Here is a 17,638-nt window from a genome sequence, read left to right on the forward strand (position 1 = left end):
CCGAGTGTTAAAATCGCGCCATTTTACAACGAAGCGAACCCTAGCCGCTTATGGAACCCATGCCGCGCGATCAACTTGTTAAAGACTGGGTTGCCAGTCGCTTTCCCGAGCAGTCCATTCAGATCACCCCGGCCTCGGCCGACGCCAGTTTCCGCCGCTATTTCCGGCTGACCTGGCCGGATGGCCAGACGCGCATCCTGATGGACGCACCGCCGGAAAAAGAAGACTGCAAACCCTTCATCCACGTCGCCGGACTGCTCGCCAAGGCTGACCTCGCCGCGCCGCGCATCCTCGACAAGGATCTCGACAACGGTTTTCTGGTCCTCACCGACCTCGGCCGTATCGGCTATCTCGACGCACTGAACGCTGATCTGTCGTTGGCCGACATGCTGATCCGCCCGGTCCTCGACGTCCTGGTCAAATGGCAATGCTCGTCGACCGCAGCGACATTGCCGCCCTACGACGCTACGCTACTGCGTCGCGAACTCGATCTTTTCCCGGAATGGTTCATCTACCGCCACCTCGGCGTCGAGCTCGACGACAGCGAAAAGACCATGCTCGACCGGACCTTCAAGTTCCTCATCAACAATGCGCTGAACCAGCCCAAGGTCTTCGTGCACCGCGACTTCATGCCGCGCAACCTGATGGTCGTCGAAAGTGCCGAGCGCCTGACGCCGGGCATCATCGACTTTCAGGATGCGGTCTACGGCCCGATCACCTACGACATCGTCTCGCTGTTCCGCGACGCCTTCATTTCCTGGGAAGAAGAACAGGAAATCGACTGGGTCATCCGCTACTGGGAAAAAGCCCGCGCCGCCGGCCTGCCGGTACGCGAGGATTTCGGTGCCTTCTGGCGCGACTACGAACTCATGGGCCTGCAACGCCACCTCAAGGTACTTGGTATCTTCTGCCGCCTCAAGTACCGCGACGGCAAGGAAAAATACAGCGAAGACCTGCCGCGCTTCATGAACTACGCCCGCAAGACGGCCCACCGCTACGTCCAGCTCAAGCCCCTGCTCAACCTGCTCGACAAGCTGGAAGGCAATACCGAGCAGATCGGCTACCGGCGCTAAGGGCGACATGAAAGCCTTCATCCTCGCGGCCGGCCGCGGCGAACGCATGCGGCCGCTCACCGACCACACGCCCAAGCCGCTGCTGCTGGCCGGCGGCAAGCCGCTCATCGTCTGGCATCTGGAACGGCTGGCGGCGGCGGGATTCAAGGAAATCGTCATCAACCACGCCCACCTCGGTTCGCTCATTGAGAAGGCGCTGGGCGACGGGTCGCAATGGGGCCTGCATATTCAGTATTCGCCCGAACCGCCGGGCGCGCTCGAAACTGCCGGCGGTATCGCCACCGCGTTGCCGCTGCTCGGCGACCAGCCGTTTCTGGTGGTCAATGGCGACGTTTATTGCGATTTCGATTTTGGCCGTTTTTTCCGGTTGACCGTGGAAGGCTGGAAACCGGCCACCCATCTGGTCATGGTCGCCAATCCGGCGCACCACACGGGCGGCGACTTCAGCCTGGACGGCGAACGCGTCGTCTACGCCAATGGGGAGCAAACCTTCACCTACGCCGGCATCGGCGTCTTCTCGCCAGCCTTCTTTGCTGGGGTCCAACCCGGCACGATCATGAAACTCCGCCCGCTGCTCGATGCTGCCATCGCCGCCAGCACGCTGACCGGGGAACGCTTCGCCGGCCGCTGGGTCGATGTAGGAACGCCACAACGTCTGGCCGAACTGGATCAGGAACTCAAAAACGCATGAGCCACGCCCACTTTCTCGCCCGCCGCAAGCGCCTGCTGAAAACCATCGGCGATGGCGTCGCCATCGTGCCGACCGCGCCGGAAGTCATCCGCAACCGCGACGCCCACCATCTCTACCGCTTCGACAGCTATTTCTGGTACCTGACCGGCTTTCCCGAGCCGGAAGCGGTCGTCGTGCTGATCGGCGGCAAGAAGCCAAAATCGATCCTCTTCTGCCGCGAAAAACACGAAGAGCGCGAAATCTGGGACGGCTACCGCTATGGCCCGAAAGCGGCCAAGACCGCTTTCGGTTTCGACGCCGCCTATCCGATCGAGCAACTCGACAAGAAACTGGCCGAGTTCCTCGTCGACCGCGACACGCTGTGGCACGCCATCGGCCACGACGCCGAGTGGGACGCCCGGATCGCCAAGGCGCTCAATGAAGTCCGCGCCCAGACCCGGGCCGGCAAGCGGGCGCCGCGCGCCATTCACGACCTGCGCGTAGAACTTGACCGCATGCGCCTCGTCAAGGACAGCGCCGAAGCCGGCATCCAGCAGCGCTCGGCCGACATAGCCTCTTCCGGCCACGCCCGCGCCATGCACGCCTGCCGCCCCGGCCTGGCTGAGTACGAACTCGAAGCCGAACTGACTTACGAATTCCGCAAGCGCGGCGCCGACGCCCACGCCTACACGCCCATCGTCGCCGGCGGCGCCAACGCCTGCGTGCTGCACTACGTCTCCAACGACAAAATCCTCAACGACAACACGCTGGTCCTCATCGATGCCGGCTGCGAAGTCGAAGGCTACGCGGCAGACATCACCCGCACTTTCCCGGTCAATGGCCGCTTCAATGCGGCGCAGAAGGACGTGTACGAAATTGTCCTCGCCGCCCAGGAGGCCGCCTTTGCCGCCACCGCCCCCGGCCGCCATTTCATGGAAGGCCACGATGCCGCCGTGCGCGTCCTGACGCAAGGCATGATCGACCTCAAGCTGCTCACTGGCGACCTCGACAACCTGATCGACAAGGGCGACTACAAGCGTTTCTATATGCACCGCACCGGTCACTGGCTCGGCCTCGACGTGCACGATGCCGGCGAATACAAGGTCGGCGACGAATGGACCAAATTGCAACCTGGCATGACGCTGACCGTCGAACCCGGCCTCTACATCCGTCCCGGCGCCGACATCCCACCGGCGCTGGCCGGCATCGGCATCCGTATCGAGGACGATGTGCGCGTCACCGAAACCGGTTGCGACATTTTCACGACGGCGCCGAAGGCGGTCTCCGAAATCGAGGAAGTCATGCGCCATGACTGAGCCCGTTGTCGAAAACGTCGACATCCTGATCATCGGCGCCGGCCCGGTCGGCATGACCCTGCATCTGGCGCTCGCCGCCGGCGGTCAGAAATCGCTGCTCATTGACCGTCGACCGCAGCAAGCTCAGCAAGACGACCCGCGCGCCCTCGCACTGTCGCACGGCGCCCGCCAGTTGCTGGAACAGATCAACAGCTGGCCGACGCGCGCCGCGACGCCGATCGAAACCATCCACATCTCGCAAAAGGACGGTTTCGGCCGGACGCTGATCGACCACCGGGAATACGACCTGCCCGCCCTCGGCTACGTCGTCCGCTACCGCGATCTGGCCGGTGCGCTGGCAAAAAACCTGGCCGCCGATGCCGTGCTCGCCGAAGCAGAAATCCTCGACATCACGCCCGACGACGACGGCGTCACGGTAGCGCTGCGCCATGCCGGCCAGTTGCGCACCATCCGGACCAAGCTGCTCGTCCACGCCGAAGGCACGCCCGGCGACGATCCGGCCGTCAAGGTCAGCGACTACGAACAGCATGCCGTTATCTGCGAAGTCACCCCAACGCCGGGCCACAACAAGCGCGCCTGGGAACGCTTCACCCCCGACGGCCCGCTCGCCCTGCTGCCGCTCGGCGACGAATTCTCCATCGTGTTCACCCTGCCGCCAGCCAAGGCCGACGCCGTCATGGCGATGGACGACGACACCTTCATTGCCGCCCTGCAACAACAGTTCGGCCAACGCCTGCGCTTCGCCAAGCCCGGCATACGCAGCCGCTTCCCGCTCTTTCTTCGCCTGCGCGGCACCCTGGTCAAGGGCAACGAAGTGTGGATCGGCAACACGGCGCAAACCCTGCACCCTGTCTCCGGCCAAGGCTTCAACCTCGGCATCCGCGACGCCTGGCAACTATCCGAAATTTTGCTCAAAAACGGCGTTGACCGTAGCAATCTGGCCACCTACGCCGCCAGTCGCCGCCTCGACCGCCGCGCCAGCGCCTTCTTCACCGACCAGATCGTCCGCACCTTCTCCAACGACTTCGCCCCGCTCAAACTCGCCCGCGGCCTCGGTCTGCTCGCCCTCGACATCTGCCCGCCGGCCCGCCATTTCGTCGCCAAGCGCATGATCTGGGGCGCCCGCGCCTGGCCTTGATCCAGACCAAAGGCGGCAAGCCCGGGCATCGGTTACAGTGCCGCTCCGCCCATCCTCCCACCGACGCATGAAAACAAGTACCGCCTGGTTCTTCGCCTGCCGCCCGAAGACGCTCTCCGTATCGCTGTCGCCAGTACTCGTCGGGACGGCCATCGCCTGGCACGACAGCAGCACGCGGCTCTGGCTGCCGCTCCTCGCCGCCGCACTCGGCGCCGCCTTCATCCAGATCGGCACCAATCTGTTCAACGACGTCGGCGATTTCCTGCGCGGTACCGACACACCGGGCCGCCTCGGCCCGAAACGCGCCACCGCCGAAGGCTGGCTGACACCGAACAAGGTCAAGACCGGCGCCTGGCTCAGTTTCGCCTTGGCCTTCCTGTGCGGCATCTATCTGGTCGCCCACGGCGGCTGGCCCATCGTCGCCATCGGCCTCGCCTCGCTGGCCGCCGGCTGGGCCTACACCGGCGGGCCGAAGCCAATTGCCTACGGGCCGCTCGGTGAAATCTTCGTTTTTATTTTTTTCGGCCTGGTCGCGGTCGGCGGCAGTTATTACCTGCAAACCTTTGGCCTGACGCCCACCGCACTGCTGGCCGCAACGCTGGTCGGCCTCCACGCCGCGGCCGTGATCACCGTCAACAATTACCGCGACCTCGACGGCGATGCCAAAAGCGGCAAACGCACGCTGGCCGTCCGCCTTGGCCGGCCACTGACTCGCCACCTCTACGCCGCCGAAATGCTTGCCCCCTACGCCTTGCTGCCGCTGCTCGCCGACCTCGGCTGGCCGTGCGCCCTGCCACTGCTGTCGCTGCCGCTCGCCGTCAAACTGATCCGCCGCTTCCACCGCGAAGCCCCCGGCCCGGGGTTCAACAACATCCTCGCCGCGACAGCCGGACTGCAACTTATTTTTGCTTTGCTGTTAACCCTGAGCTTCACGATTTGACTATTTTTTAGGCGCCAACTCAGGTAAAATTCCCGGCTTCCCGAGATTCACCAGAGCCCTCGTACGCCCATGGAATTTGCCGGTTTCCAGCTCCGAAATAATTTGTTTGTTGCTCCCATGGCCGGCGTGACGGATCGTCCTTTCCGCCAGTTGTGCAAGAAGATGGGCGCCGGGCTGGCTGTCTCTGAAATGGTCACCTCGAACTCGCTGCTCTACGGCAGCAAGAAGACGTTGCGCCGGGCCAACCACGAAGGCGAAGTCGCGCCGATCTCCGTACAGATCGCCGGCGCCGACCCGGCCATGATGGCCGAAGCGGCCAAGCACAACGTCGACAACGGCGCCCAGATCATCGACATCAACATGGGCTGCCCGGCCAAGAAAGTCTGCAACGTCATGGCCGGCTCGGCGCTGATGCAGGACGAGGAGCAGGTCGGCCGCATTCTCGATGCCGTCGTCGCCGCCGTCCCGAACACCCCGGTCACCCTCAAATTCCGCACCGGTTGGAACATCGCCAACAAGAACGCCCCGACCATTGCGCGCATCGCCGAATCCGCCGGCATCCGTGCCGTCGCCATCCACGGCCGGACGCGCTGCCAGCAATACACCGGCGAAGCCGAATACGACACCATCGCGCTGGTCAAGACGCTGATCCGCATTCCGGTCATCGCCAACGGCGACATCACGACGCCGGAAAAGGCCAAGCACGTGCTCGATGTCACCGGCGCCGACGGCATCATGATCGGCCGCGCCGCCCAGGGCCGTCCCTGGCTGTTCCGCGAGATCGAACACTTTCTGAAAACCGGCGAGCATCTGCCGCCGGCCAGGGTCACCGAGATTCACAGCATCCTGCTGGCGCATCTCGAAGACCTTTACGCTTTCTACGGCCCGGAAACGGGGTTCAAGGTCGCCCGCAAGCACATCTCCTGGTACACCAAGGGATTGGTCGGCTCGGCGGCCTTCCGCAAGGAAATGAACGTCCTGCCCAGCATCGAACAACAGATGCAGGCAGTGAACGAGTTTTTCATCCGCCAGGCGGAAGAAAACGATATTTTAAAATATGACAAAGAGGAGGCGTTGGCAGCATGAGCCAACATGATTTGGGGCAGTGCGTCATCAACGCACTGGAGCAGTATTTCCGCGATCTGGACGGGGAAAAGCCGGGCGCGATCTATGACATGGTTTTGAAGAGCGTCGAAAAACCGATGCTCGAAGTGGTGCTCGCCAAGGCCGGCACCAACCAGACGCTGGCGGCGGAGATGCTCGGCATCAACCGCAATACCCTGCGCAAGAAACTCACCGAACACCAACTACTGTAATCGCCATGACCATCAAGCAAGCACTGATTTCCGTTTCCGACAAAACCGGCGTTCTTGAATTCGCCCAGGGCCTCGCCGCCCAAGGCGTCAAGCTGCTGTCCACCGGCGGCACCGCCAAAATGCTGCGTGACGCCGGCCTCGCCGTCACCGAAATCGGCGACTACACCGGCTTCCCGGAAATGCTCGACGGTCGCGTCAAGACCCTGCACCCGAAGGTGCACGGCGGCATCCTGGCCCGTCGTGATCTGCCGGAACACCTGGCGACCATCGAAGCGCACGGCATTCCGACCATCGACATCGTCTGCGTCAACCTCTACCCCTTCGCCGCGACCATCGCCAAGGCTGGCGTGACGCTGGAAGATGCCATCGAGAACATCGACATCGGTGGTCCGGCCATGGTCCGCTCCTCGGCCAAGAACTATGCCGGCGTCGCCATCGTCACCGATCCGGAAGACTACGCTCCGCTGCTCGCCGAAATGAAGGCCAATGCCGGCGCCCTGCAACTGGCGACGCGTTTCGGTCTGGCCAAGAAGGCCTTCACCCACACCGCCCGCTACGACAGCATGATCGCCAACTGGCTGACCGGCCTGGACGAAGGCGCCGAAGCCAAGCCGGCCGACGCCGCTCCGGTGCCGGCCATCTTCCCGGCCAAGCTGCAACTGGCCTTCGACCGCACGGAAATCCTGCGTTACGGCGAAAACTCGCACCAGTCCGCCGCCTTCTACCGCGAACCGAACCCGGTTGCCGGCAGCATCGCCGCCTACACCCAGTTGCAAGGCAAGGAACTGTCCTACAACAACATCGCCGACTCCGATGCCGCCTGGGAATGCGTCAAGTCCTTCGACGCCCCGGCCTGCGTTATCGTCAAGCACGCCAACCCGTGCGGTGTGGCCATTGACGGCACGCTGCTCGGCGCTTATGAAAAGTCCTTCAAGACCGACTCGACCTCGGCCTTCGGCGGCATCATCGCCTTCAACGGCGAAGTCGGCCTCGATGTGGTGAACGCCATGAACGAGCGCAAGCACTTCGTCGAAGTGCTGATCGCCCCATCCTTCACAGCTGAAGCGAAGGCCGCGCTGGCCGGCAAGACCAACCTGCGCGTCCTCGTCGTGCCGATTTCCCGCGTACTGAACACGCTGGAATTCAAGCGCGTCGGTGGCGGCCTGCTCGTCCAGACGCCGGACGATTTCACGGCGCAGGCTTCCGGCCTGAAGATCGTCACCAAGGTTCAGCCAACTGCCCAGCAGATCGAAGACCTGCTCTTCGCCGAGCGCGTCGCCAAGTTCGTCAAGTCCAACGCCATCGTCTTCTGCGGCAATGGCATGACCCTCGGCGTCGGTGCAGGACAAATGAGCCGGGTCGATTCGACCAAGATCGCCAGCATCAAGGCCCAGCACGCTGGCCTCGACCTCAACGGTTCGGTCGTTGCGTCGGATGCCTTCTTCCCGTTCCGCGATGGCGTCGATGTGCTGGCTGCGGCCGGGGCCAAGGCCGTCATCCAGCCGGGCGGTTCAATGCGCGACGAGGAAGTCATCGCAGCGGCCGACGAACATGGTCTGGCCATGGTCTTCACCGGCGCCCGTCACTTCCGTCACTAATAAAACAAAACCCAACAGAGATCAGCCATGAAACTTCTAGTCATCGGTTCCGGCGGCCGCGAGCACGCCATGGCATGGCGCCTGGCGCAGACCCAAGGCATGCAGAAGGTGTTCGTTGCCCCGGGCAATGCCGGCACGGCGCGCGAGCATGAGCTGGAAAACGTCAACATCACCGATCCGGAAGCCCTGGCTGATTTCGTCGAGCAGAACAAGGTTCACCTCACCGTCGTCGGCCCGGAAGCGCCGCTGGCCGCCGGCATCGTCAATGTGTTCCGCGCTCGTGGCCTGAAGATTTTTGGCCCGACCAAGGAAGCTGCCCAGCTTGAGTCCTCCAAGGATTTCGCCAAGCGTTTCATGGCTCGCCACAACATTCCGACGGCTGGTTTTGAGACTTTTTCCGAGTCGACCGCAGCACATGCCTACATCGACAAGCAAGGTGCGCCGATTGTCATCAAGGCCGACGGCCTGGCTGCCGGCAAGGGCGTCGTCGTCGCCATGTCGCTGGAAGAAGCGCATGCCGCCATCGACGACATGCTGTCTGGCAACAAGCTCGGCGATGCCGGCGCCCGCGTCGTCATCGAGGATTTCCTCGACGGCGAGGAAGCCAGCTTCATCGTCATGGTCGACGGCAAGAACGTCCTCGCCCTCGCCTCCAGTCAGGACCACAAGCGCATCGGTGACGGTGACACCGGCCCGAATACCGGCGGCATGGGCGCCTACTCGCCTGCTCCGTGCGTCACCCCGGAAATCCACGCCCGGGCCATGCGCGAAATCATTCTACCAACCGTGCGCGGCATGGCGGCCGACGGCATCCCGTTCACCGGCTTCCTCTACGCCGGCCTGATGATCGGCAAGGATGGCTCGCTCAAGACACTCGAATTCAATTGCCGCATGGGCGACCCGGAAACCCAGCCGATCCTCATGCGCCTGAAGTCTGATTTCGTCGATCTGCTCGAACACGGCATCGCCGGCACGCTCGATCAGGTCGAAGCCGAATGGGACCGCCGCATTGCGCTGGGCGTCGTGCTTGCCGCCGCCAACTACCCGGACACCCCGAAGAAGGGTGACGTCATCCAGGGCCTGCCGGTTGGCAACAGCTTCGGCGATGACGCCCACGTCTTCCATGCCGGCACCGCTGAACTGGATGGCAAGGTGGTCACCAATGGCGGCCGCGTGCTGTGTGTCACCGCGCTCGGCGAAAACGTCAAGTTGGCCCAGAAGCGCGCCTACGAGGCCGCCGTGCAGATTAGTTGGGATGGCATGCAGTTCCGCAAGGACATCGGCTACCGAGCCATCTCCCGCTAAGGACTCAGGGCGATGATGCCGTGGTTCGGCAGCAGTCTGAAAATGCGGATTGCCGTCGTATCGGTTCTGCTGTTTCTGGCCGGCATCAGCCTGATTACCTTTTTCGCCACCCGCATCCTGCATGACGACATGCAGGAGGTGCTGTCCAAGCAGCAGCTGACCACGGTCAACTACATTGCCCGGGACATCGACGCCAAGGTCACGCTGCGCCTGGAAAGCCTCAAACGGGTCGCGCTCAACATGCCGGAGGCGCTGTTCAGCAATCCGCCGGCGATGCAGCAATGGCTGGAAGACCGCAAGGCCATCCACACCCTGTTTCCGATTGGCTTGATGGTGATCCCGCCCGATGGCGGGCCGACCATCGGCGATGCCCCGCGCCTGAAAACCCGGCCGAAATCCTTTGTCGACCGTGACTGGTTCATCGGCGCGACAACTACCCGCCAGCCCTTCATCAGCAAACCGCTGATCGCCCGGGCAACCAAGGAGCCGGCACTGGTCATTGCGATTCCAATTTTCGATGCAAACCAGAAACTGCTCGGTGTTCTCGCCGGCGTGACTCCACTGGCAACCCCCGGCTTTCTCGACCTGATTCTCGGTACCAGCCCTGGGAAAAATGGCAGTTACCAGCTCGTTTCGCCGCAACATCACCTCGTTGTTCTGACCTCTGACGCAGAAACCGCCGTGACACCGATGCCCAACACCGGCGATGACCCGGTGCTCGATGCGGCGGTCAACGGCCTGCGCGGCATCAAAATCATTCGCAACGCAGCCAATCAGGACGAGCTGGTCGCTAGCGCCGAAGTGCCGCGCAGCAACTGGCTGCTGGTTGCCCGCCAATCGACCGATGATGCTTTCGAGCCCGTTTCGAACACGCTGCGCAACACCCTGTTGATCACTGCGCTACTCTCCTTGCCAAGCATCGTCGTTCTGTTCGCCGTGCTCAGCCGGCTGCTCAAGCCGATTGCCCTGCTCGCCCGGGAGCTCCACGAAATGGCCGAAGGCAAGCGCCCGATGCAACCCGTGGCGACCCACACCGCCGATGAAGTGGCCGATGTCGCGCATAGCTTTAATCGCCTGCAGGACCGCCTGCTGGAACAGGAGCAACGTCTGGCCGAAATGGCCCACCATGACATGCTGACCGGCCTGCCGAATCGCCGGCTGATCGACGAGCGCCTGGAAAACGAACTGCACCGGATACAGCGCAATCACCTCGGCCTGGCCCTGCTTTTCCTTGATCTCGATGGTTTCAAGCCGGTAAATGACACGCATGGTCATGGCATCGGCGACCGCGTTTTGGGTGAAATTGCCCACCGTCTGCAGGCCGCCGTTCGCGATGTGGATACCGTCGCCCGCCTCGGCGGCGATGAATTTCTGATCCTGCTCACCGATACCGAGAAACCGCAGAAAGCCGCCGAGCGGGTCGCCCAGAAATGCATCAATGCGCTCGCCGAAGCGATCGTCATCAACGACCTGCAGATTCATGTCGGCGTTTCGATCGGCATTGCCGTCTGCGCCGGAGAGCAGGCCGGGACGACAACCGTCAAGCAACTGGTTAGCCAGGCCGACAGCGCGATGTACCAAGCCAAGGCGGAAGGCCGAAACCGCTATGTATTGCAGGCCTCGGCCACCCCCTCAACAGATTCCTGAAAACACAAAATGAGCATAGACACCGCCCAGCTGAAAACCTATTTCACGGGACTGCAAGCCTGCATCGTCGCCGAACTTGAAGCCTTCGATGGCCAGCCTTTCCGCACCGATTCATGGGAGCGCCCGGAAGGCGGCGGCGGCATTTCGCGGCTGATCGAGGAAGGTGGTTTCTTCGAGCGCGGCGGCGTCAATTTCTCGCACGTCACCGGTTCGTCGCTACCCGCCTCGGCCACCGCCGTCCGTCCGCAACTGGCCGGCCGCGCCTGGGAGGCGATGGGTGTTTCGCTCGTTCTCCATCCGCGCAATCCGTACTGCCCGACAGCGCACATGAATGTGCGCTGCTTCGTCGCCCGTAAGGAAGGCGAAGAGGATGTCTGGTGGTTCGGTGGCGGCATGGACATGACGCCTTACTACGGTCAAACGGAAGATGTGGTCCATTTTCACCAGACCTGCAAGGATGCGCTGGCGCCGTTCGGCGACGAGGTCTATCCGAAGTACAAGAAGTGGTGTGACGAGTATTTCTTCCTCAAGCACCGCAACGAGCCGCGCGGCGTCGGCGGCGTGTTTTTCGACGACCTCAACGAAGGCAGTTTCGAGCGCTGTTTCAACCTGACCCAGGCTGTAGGCAACGCGTTCACCCAAGCCTATCTGCCGGTCCTGGCCAAACGTCGCGACACGCCTTACGGCGAGCTCGAACGCGATTTCCAGGCCTACCGCCGCGGGCGTTACGTCGAGTTCAATCTGGTCTGGGATCGCGGTACCTTATTCGGCCTGCAATCGGGCGGCCGCACCGAATCGATCCTGATGTCGATGCCGCCGATCGTCAAATGGCGCTACGACTGGCAACCGGAAGCCGGCACGCCTGAAGCCGAACTCTACGAAGTCTTTCTCAAACCGCAGGACTGGGTTTGAGATAAAAAGCCAGGCGCCAGCGGCGCCTAGCGGGCGTCGAGCAGGGCGCTGGCGCGGTAGTGCTTGTTGGCTTCTTCGGCCCGGTCGAGCTGGTCGAACAGCCGGGCCAGTTCGAGGTGGCCCTGTTGCGAAGGGGCGACCGACAAGGAAGCTTCGAGATAGCTTTGCGCCTTGCCCCACAGGCGCTGGCGGATGCACATGCGGCCTAGCGCCTTGAGCAGGCGGGCGTCGTCCGGGTGCTGGCGTAACCAGCCCTCAGCCTTGGCGATGCGGGCGGTCTGCTCATTGTTGGTCAGGCGGCCGTAAATGGCCACCAGCTCGGGTTGCCACTCTTCGTTTTTCACCGCATCGAGCACGGATTCAATCAGTTTCTGTGCTTCGGCCTCGGCCCCCAGGGCGACCAGTGCTCGTGCCGCAGCGAGGACGACACGACGGCCGCGCTCGTCTTCGGGCACCGTGCGCAGATAGGTAGTCAGTTTTCCCTGATCAGCGACGCGTTTGGCGATGTTGCCGAGATGGGCCTGCGTGCGGATTTCGCTAACCACTTCGACCGGCAGCGCGTCGCGCTTGACCAGTTGACGAGCCAGCTTGAGCACGCCGTCCCAGTCGCCGACGCCCTGACGGGCACGCAACTCGAGACGCAGCGCCGCGATGTGGCGGCCCTGCTTGCCCTGCAGTTTTTCGAGGGCGGCCAGCGCTTCGTCGAAACGACGCGCTTCGTTGGCCATTTCGGCATCGAGCATGAGCGTTGCCGCTTCGGTGCGCGGGTCATCGGTCTTGGCGTGTTCGAGCCAGTATTGCTGCTTTTCCGGCTCGCGCATGCGCTGGGCGGCGCGGGCGGCGATCAGTGCCGAGAGGCCGGGCGCGGTGCCGGCCCCGTGGGCTTCCGTCGCCTTTTTGAGCGCCTGGCCGAAACGGCCTTCAAAGAGCAGACGAACGGCGTCCTGAAAAACCAGGCCGGCGCTTTCACGCTGGCGCTGGGCGCGGTATTCACGGACGCGTTTCGGCAAGCCGAAGGTTACCGCCAGCGCCCGCGTTCCGGCGTAGAGCACGAAGAACAGGGTGAGCAGCGCGATGATGAAGAGATTGAGCGAGACCTCGGCCCGCCACGGCGGAAAAACCACGAGCACGTAGCCATCGTTATAGCGGGCGCCGAGCGCGACGGCGACGGCCAGGCCGCACAGGGCGACAATCCAGAACAGCCCTCTCACCGCTTTTCCTTGCCCGGACGCAGGTTGCGCAAGGCCGCCTGAGTTTCATTGAGAGTCGGCAGCTCGACGTTGATTTCACTTGCCGTCATCTGGCGCAGCGTGGTCTGGGCCGTCTGCACAGCCTTGTCGTTGCCGTCGAAATGGCGTGTCAGCATGTCCTGCGCGGCTTTGAGCTCGTTGCGATAAGTCCATTGATCGCGCGCAAACAAGGCGAGGCGGGCATTGAGCAGGCGCAGCTTTAGATTTTCACGGAGCAGGTAGCCCTGACCGGGCGCCAGCAGCGCCACGTCCTCGCGGTCGAAGCGCTGGATGCGAATCAGCCCCTTCATTTCCTGCCAGATGGCGCCGCCGGTGCGTTCCCACCACGATTGCGCGCCCGCAGCCTTTTCATTTTCGGCCGTTTTTCCCGGTCGACCGTGGGAAACCAGCGGCAGCTTGTCGACACCGACCAGCACCTGTTCCAGGCGCAGGCTGATGCCCGGCATATCGACGAAAGGCAGGGCGTTGAGACGGGCCAGATCCTTGGCCAGCGCCTTGCGCAGGGCCAGGTGAGCCGGACGGTCGAGGCGGGCCAGCTGGGCATCAGCAGTTTGCAGCGCGAGCACGGCGACCGGCAGATTGCCGGCCAGTTGCAATTGCTGCCCGGCGAGCACGATGGCCTGCTCGACTTCAATCAGGGCAAGCTCTTCGCGGCTGCGCGCAATGTCCTGATAGAGCGCTTGTAGGGTCGCTGACTGGGCCTGGAATTCGGCAATCTTGCCATCGACGGCGCCGAGGCGGGCCTGCAGTGCTTCGACCTGTTCACGCGACTGTTTCTGGGCGCCGCGGTCCTCCTTGTTGCCGGTGTCGAACTCGGCCAATTTCTGGCTGACTTCCTGCTGGACATCGAGCAGCTTCTGGCGGGTTTCAAACCACTGCCAGCCGGCCAGCGCCAGCGCGGCTATCGCTACAAACAGCCACGGACTGATCTTTTTGGCGCGCGGCGCCGGGAGATAAGTCATCGTGGTCGGGGAGGGATTTTCGTTTTCGGGCATCATGCCGGCCAATTATAAGCAACTAAGCCGGCGAGGATGCCGGCGTCGGCTGCTTCGGTGAGGAGAATGTTGCTTAAACCCAAAGCCCGGGCGTTTTCCGCGATGCGGGCGTGGGGGACGAAGAGCGGCGTCTTTTGCAGGAAGGCACGGCCTTCGGCGTCGAGCAGATCGACCAGATAACGCAGGCCTTCGCTGCTCGATACGGTCAGCGCATCGAGATGGCCAAACCGCCAGGCCGAGATCAGCGGCGCGACACCGGCGGACGGCCCGGAACGGCGGTAGCAAGTGATGCAATCGACCGTCGCCCCGCGTTCGCGCAGCGTATCAGCGAGCAGTTCGCGGCCGCCATCGCCACGAAAAATGGCGACACGTTTGCCCTTGATACGCTCGGCGGCGACCTCCGGCAACTCGAGCAAGGCTTCGGAATCGAAACGCTCGGTCGGCGCGATGCAGCCGTGGATACCGCGCTCGGCCAGCAACTTCACGGTGCCTTGGCCAACTGCGGCGGGGATCAGGGATTCAGGCCAGGCTTGCTGCGCCAGCAAAACCGGCAGTGCATGATCGGCGGCGTTCGGACTGATGAACACAGCCAGGGCATAGTCGCCCAGCCGGGCAGCCGCTTCGGCCAGCGGCTGAGGGTCGGCGGCCGGCGATATTTCAAGCAGCGGAAAAATCAGCGGCGTACCGCCAGCGGCAACAATCGCCTCGGCCAGCGGCGCTGCCTGCGCCAGCGGCCGGGAGACAACGATGGTTCGGCCGGTGAGCGGGCCGACGGAGCTCATGCGTTGATCAGGCGTGACAGGCCAGCTTGGCGAGAATGGCATCGGCACCTTGAGCACGCAACGTCTCGGCAAGCTGACGGCCAAGCGCTTCGTCGTCGGCAGGGTTGCCACGCAATTCGGCGCTGACCACTTCCTTGCCGTCGGCCGTCGCGACAAAACCGCGCAGCCAGAGCTGGCCGTTTTCGATGATCGCGTAGCCGCCGAGCGGCACCTGGCAGGAACCGCCCAAGGCGCGCGAGAAGGCACGTTCGGCCTTGACGCAGTGAGCCGTTTCCGGATCGTTGAGCGGTGCGACAACGTCGGCCATGTCGGCCGCGCCATCGATCAGTTCGATACCCAGGGCGCCCTGACCGGGCGCCGGCAGCGATTGTTCTGCGGTCAACACGGATTTGATGCGATTTTCCATGCCGAGGCGGATCAGGCCGGCGGCGGCCAGGATGATCGCGTCGTATTCGCCGGCATCGAGCTTTTTCAGGCGGGTATCAAGATTGCCACGCAGGCTCTTGATGACGAGCTGCGGATATTTGGCGCGCAGGATCGATTCGCGACGCAGGCTGGAGGTGCCGACAATGGCGCCGGCCGGCAGATCGTCCAGCTCGTTGTACTTGTTCGAGATGAAGGCATCACGCGGATTTTCGCGGGCCGAGATGGCGGCCAGCACGAAGCCTTCGGGCATGACCATCGGCACATCCTTCATCGAATGGACGGCGAGGTGGGCGCGGCCCTCCTCCATTGCCACTTCGAGTTCCTTGATGAACAGGCCCTTGCCGCCGATTTCAGCGAGCGGGCGGTCGAGGATCTGATCGCCCTTGGTGGTCATGCCGAGAATGACAACTTCAGTCCCGGGATTTAAACTCGATAAGCGTTCTCTGACATGCACCGCCTGCCACATGGCCAGACGGGATTCGCGGGAGGCAATGACAATCTTCGAAGGACGGGACATGAGCAGGCAATGGGCAGGGCTTTGGGGAGGGCTGATTCTAGCATGGCTGGCCGCACCATCCTGGGGTGCGACCGACCTGCCGGCCGCCATCGACCTGCACGCCGAGTCGGCGCAGGCAGCCAAGGCCGGCGGCCCGTTGATCGTCATTTATAGCCGCCAGGACTGCAAATATTGCGAAGCGGTCAAACGCGACTACCTCAAGCCACTCGCCGCCAACCCGCGCTTCCGTGATCGCGTGGTCATCCGCCAGATCAATCAGGATGGCGAAACTCAGGCGCTCACCGACTTCAAGGGTGGCGTCTCGACGCACGCCCGCGTCGCCAGCGCCGAGAAGGTCAAGCTGGTGCCGGTCGTCGCTTTCTACGGCCCGGATGGCCGCCAGCTGGCCTATCCGATCGTCGGCGCCCGGCTGCCTGACTTTTACCAGAGCTATCTTGAAGACGCCGTCGAGCAATCAGCCCGCGCCCTGAAAAAACCATGAGCGAAACCATCAAGCCACCGGATCAGCGTCCGGAACACCCGGATTTCTGGTGCAAGCGCTTCGGCGAAGGCGTCACGCCGTGGGACGCCGGCAAGGTGCCGGATGCCTTTGCCAACTTCATCGCCCGCCAGCCGGCGCCCCTCAATACGCTGATCCCCGGCTGTGGCAGCGCCTGGGAGGCGGCCCATCTGGCTGAAATCGACTGGCCGGTCACCGCGCTGGACTTCTCGCCTATCGCCATCGAGACGGCGCGAAACATTCTGGGCGATGCCCCGGTCGACTTGGTCTGCGCCGATTTCTTCACCTTCGCGCCGGCCCGACCCGTCGAACTGATCTACGAACGCGCCTTCCTCTGCGCTCTGCCGCGCAAGCTGTGGGCCGACTGGGGCCGACGCGTTGCCGAACTGCTGCCACCGGGCGGCCGGCTGGCCGGCTTCTTCTTCCTCTGCGATCAGCCGAAAGGCCCGCCCTTCGGGATCCTGCCCGGGCAACTGGGCGAATTGCTCGCTTCAAATTTTGAACTGATCGAGGATACCGCCGTCGACGATTCAATCCCGGTCTTCGCCGGTCGCGAACGCTGGCAAGTCTGGCAACGGCGTTAGTCGCGGCGAAAAATCAGTCGTTACACGGCAACATCAACTTACAATTTGTTGCATGCCGCCGCGTCATCCTCACCATGATCGAACGCGTTATTCAGGCACACCCCAACAAGGAAATTGATTCCATGAAATACATCCTGATAGCCCTCACCATAGCCGCTGCCACCCTCAGCGCCCCCGCTTCCGCCCAGGTTTCGATCAATATCGGCCAGCCGGGCTTCTACGGCCGCCTCGACATCGGTGGTTTCCCGCCACCGCCCCTGCTCTTTCCGGAACCGATGATGATCCATCGCGCGCCGGTCGGCCGCCCGCCGCTCTACCTACGTGTTCCGCCCGGCCATGCCCGCGACTGGCGCCGGCATTGCCATCGCTACGGCGCCTGCGGCGAACGCGTCTACTTCGTCCAGGACAACTGGTATCAACAGGAATACGCCCCGCGCTACCGCGAACGGCACGGCCACCGCGACCATCGTCGTGATGGCTACCGCGACGACCATCGCCGTGACCGGCACGATTACCGCGACGATCATCGCGGCCGGGATCGCCACGACGACCGTGGTCGCGGACGCGGTGACGATCGAGGCCACGGCCGCGACTAGCCGCCCCCGATGGCCCGCCCACAACCTGCCAGACAGGCTGTGGGCACCGGTTTGACGTATCATCGGCAGTCCCC

General features: G+C 63.3%; 18 protein-coding genes. 14 read left to right on the top strand and 4 right to left on the bottom strand.

Going from position 1 to position 17,638, the window contains the following annotated elements:
* Positions 1-59: 59 nt before the first annotated feature.
* The 11 genes from KI610_RS17465 (at position 60) to hemF (ending at position 11,915) form a co-directional block, all read left to right on the top strand.
* Entirely contained in the window at positions 60-1,073 is a 1,014-nt protein-coding gene (locus tag KI610_RS17465; RefSeq protein WP_226496218.1) for an aminoglycoside phosphotransferase family protein, read from the top strand.
* A 7-nt stretch (positions 1,074-1,080) separates the two neighbouring features.
* Positions 1,081-1,764, top strand: coding sequence for an N-acetylmuramate alpha-1-phosphate uridylyltransferase MurU (gene murU / locus KI610_RS17470; RefSeq protein ID WP_226496219.1), 684 nt, complete (start codon positions 1,081-1,083; stop codon positions 1,762-1,764).
* Positions 1,761-3,059, top strand: a complete 1,299-nt coding sequence (locus tag KI610_RS17475; protein WP_226496220.1) for an aminopeptidase P N-terminal domain-containing protein — start codon at positions 1,761-1,763, stop codon at positions 3,057-3,059. Before murU ends, KI610_RS17475 begins: the two co-directional genes overlap by 4 nt.
* Positions 3,052-4,197 (top strand): FAD-dependent monooxygenase, encoded by a 1,146-nt coding sequence (locus tag KI610_RS17480; RefSeq protein ID WP_226496221.1) that lies wholly within the window; start codon positions 3,052-3,054, stop codon positions 4,195-4,197. The genes KI610_RS17475 and KI610_RS17480 overlap by 8 nt, the downstream gene beginning before the upstream one ends.
* 67 nt (positions 4,198-4,264) lie before the next feature.
* On the top strand, positions 4,265-5,137 hold the full coding sequence (locus tag KI610_RS17485; RefSeq protein ID WP_226496222.1) for a 1,4-dihydroxy-2-naphthoate polyprenyltransferase: 873 nt from the start codon (positions 4,265-4,267) through the stop codon (positions 5,135-5,137).
* A 69-nt stretch (positions 5,138-5,206) separates the two neighbouring features.
* Positions 5,207-6,223, top strand: a complete 1,017-nt coding sequence (dusB, locus tag KI610_RS17490) for a tRNA dihydrouridine synthase DusB (protein WP_226496223.1) — start codon at positions 5,207-5,209, stop codon at positions 6,221-6,223.
* Positions 6,220-6,453: a Fis family transcriptional regulator gene (locus KI610_RS17495; RefSeq protein WP_226496224.1), complete on the top strand. Its 234-nt coding sequence runs from the start codon at positions 6,220-6,222 to the stop codon at positions 6,451-6,453. The genes dusB and KI610_RS17495 overlap by 4 nt, the downstream gene beginning before the upstream one ends.
* A gap of 5 nt (positions 6,454-6,458) precedes the next feature.
* Positions 6,459-8,051, top strand: coding sequence for a bifunctional phosphoribosylaminoimidazolecarboxamide formyltransferase/IMP cyclohydrolase (gene purH / locus KI610_RS17500; RefSeq protein ID WP_226496225.1), 1,593 nt, complete (start codon positions 6,459-6,461; stop codon positions 8,049-8,051).
* A gap of 27 nt (positions 8,052-8,078) precedes the next feature.
* Entirely contained in the window at positions 8,079-9,356 is a 1,278-nt protein-coding gene (purD, locus tag KI610_RS17505) for a phosphoribosylamine--glycine ligase (protein ID WP_226496226.1), read from the top strand.
* A 12-nt stretch (positions 9,357-9,368) separates the two neighbouring features.
* Positions 9,369-11,003, top strand: coding sequence for a sensor domain-containing diguanylate cyclase (locus tag KI610_RS17510; protein ID WP_226496227.1), 1,635 nt, complete (start codon positions 9,369-9,371; stop codon positions 11,001-11,003).
* Positions 11,004-11,012: 9 nt separating this feature from the next.
* Positions 11,013-11,915: an oxygen-dependent coproporphyrinogen oxidase gene (gene hemF / locus KI610_RS17515; RefSeq protein ID WP_226496228.1), complete on the top strand. Its 903-nt coding sequence runs from the start codon at positions 11,013-11,015 to the stop codon at positions 11,913-11,915.
* Positions 11,916-11,941: 26 nt separating this feature from the next.
* On the opposite strand, the gene KI610_RS17520 is transcribed toward hemF, so the two are convergent.
* The 4 genes from KI610_RS17520 to hemC are packed head-to-tail and all read right to left on the bottom strand — an operon-like array spanning position 11,942 to position 15,885.
* Positions 11,942-13,126: a heme biosynthesis protein HemY gene (locus tag KI610_RS17520; protein WP_226496229.1), complete on the bottom strand. Its 1,185-nt coding sequence runs from the start codon at positions 13,124-13,126 to the stop codon at positions 11,942-11,944.
* On the bottom strand, positions 13,123-14,127 hold the full coding sequence (locus KI610_RS17525) for a uroporphyrinogen-III C-methyltransferase (protein WP_226496230.1): 1,005 nt from the start codon (positions 14,125-14,127) through the stop codon (positions 13,123-13,125). Before KI610_RS17525 ends, KI610_RS17520 begins: the two co-directional genes overlap by 4 nt.
* Positions 14,128-14,159: 32 nt before the next feature.
* The gene (locus tag KI610_RS17530) at positions 14,160-14,942 is read right to left on the bottom strand and encodes a uroporphyrinogen-III synthase (protein ID WP_226496231.1); all 783 of its coding nucleotides are present in this window, start codon (positions 14,940-14,942) and stop codon (positions 14,160-14,162) included.
* A 7-nt stretch (positions 14,943-14,949) separates the two neighbouring features.
* Positions 14,950-15,885, bottom strand: a complete 936-nt coding sequence (gene hemC, locus KI610_RS17535; RefSeq protein WP_226496232.1) for a hydroxymethylbilane synthase — start codon at positions 15,883-15,885, stop codon at positions 14,950-14,952.
* Between hemC and KI610_RS17540 the strand changes: the two genes are divergently transcribed.
* The 3 genes from KI610_RS17540 to KI610_RS17550 all read left to right on the top strand — a co-directional run bounded on the left by KI610_RS17540 (position 15,884) and on the right by KI610_RS17550 (position 17,564).
* Positions 15,884-16,366, top strand: coding sequence for a SoxW family protein (locus KI610_RS17540; RefSeq protein WP_226496233.1), 483 nt, complete (start codon positions 15,884-15,886; stop codon positions 16,364-16,366). The genes hemC and KI610_RS17540 overlap by 2 nt on opposite strands.
* A complete protein-coding gene (locus KI610_RS17545) occupies positions 16,363-16,968 on the top strand; it encodes a methyltransferase domain-containing protein (protein WP_226496234.1) in 606 nt (201 codons plus the stop codon). Before KI610_RS17540 ends, KI610_RS17545 begins: the two co-directional genes overlap by 4 nt.
* A gap of 122 nt (positions 16,969-17,090) precedes the next feature.
* Entirely contained in the window at positions 17,091-17,564 is a 474-nt protein-coding gene (locus KI610_RS17550) for a hypothetical protein (protein ID WP_226496235.1), read from the top strand.
* The last annotated feature ends 74 nt before the right edge of the window (positions 17,565-17,638 follow it).

Origin of the sequence: Ferribacterium limneticum, from assembly GCF_020510565.1 — a bacterium.
Lineage (GTDB): Bacteria > Pseudomonadota > Gammaproteobacteria > Burkholderiales > Rhodocyclaceae > Azonexus > Azonexus limneticus_B.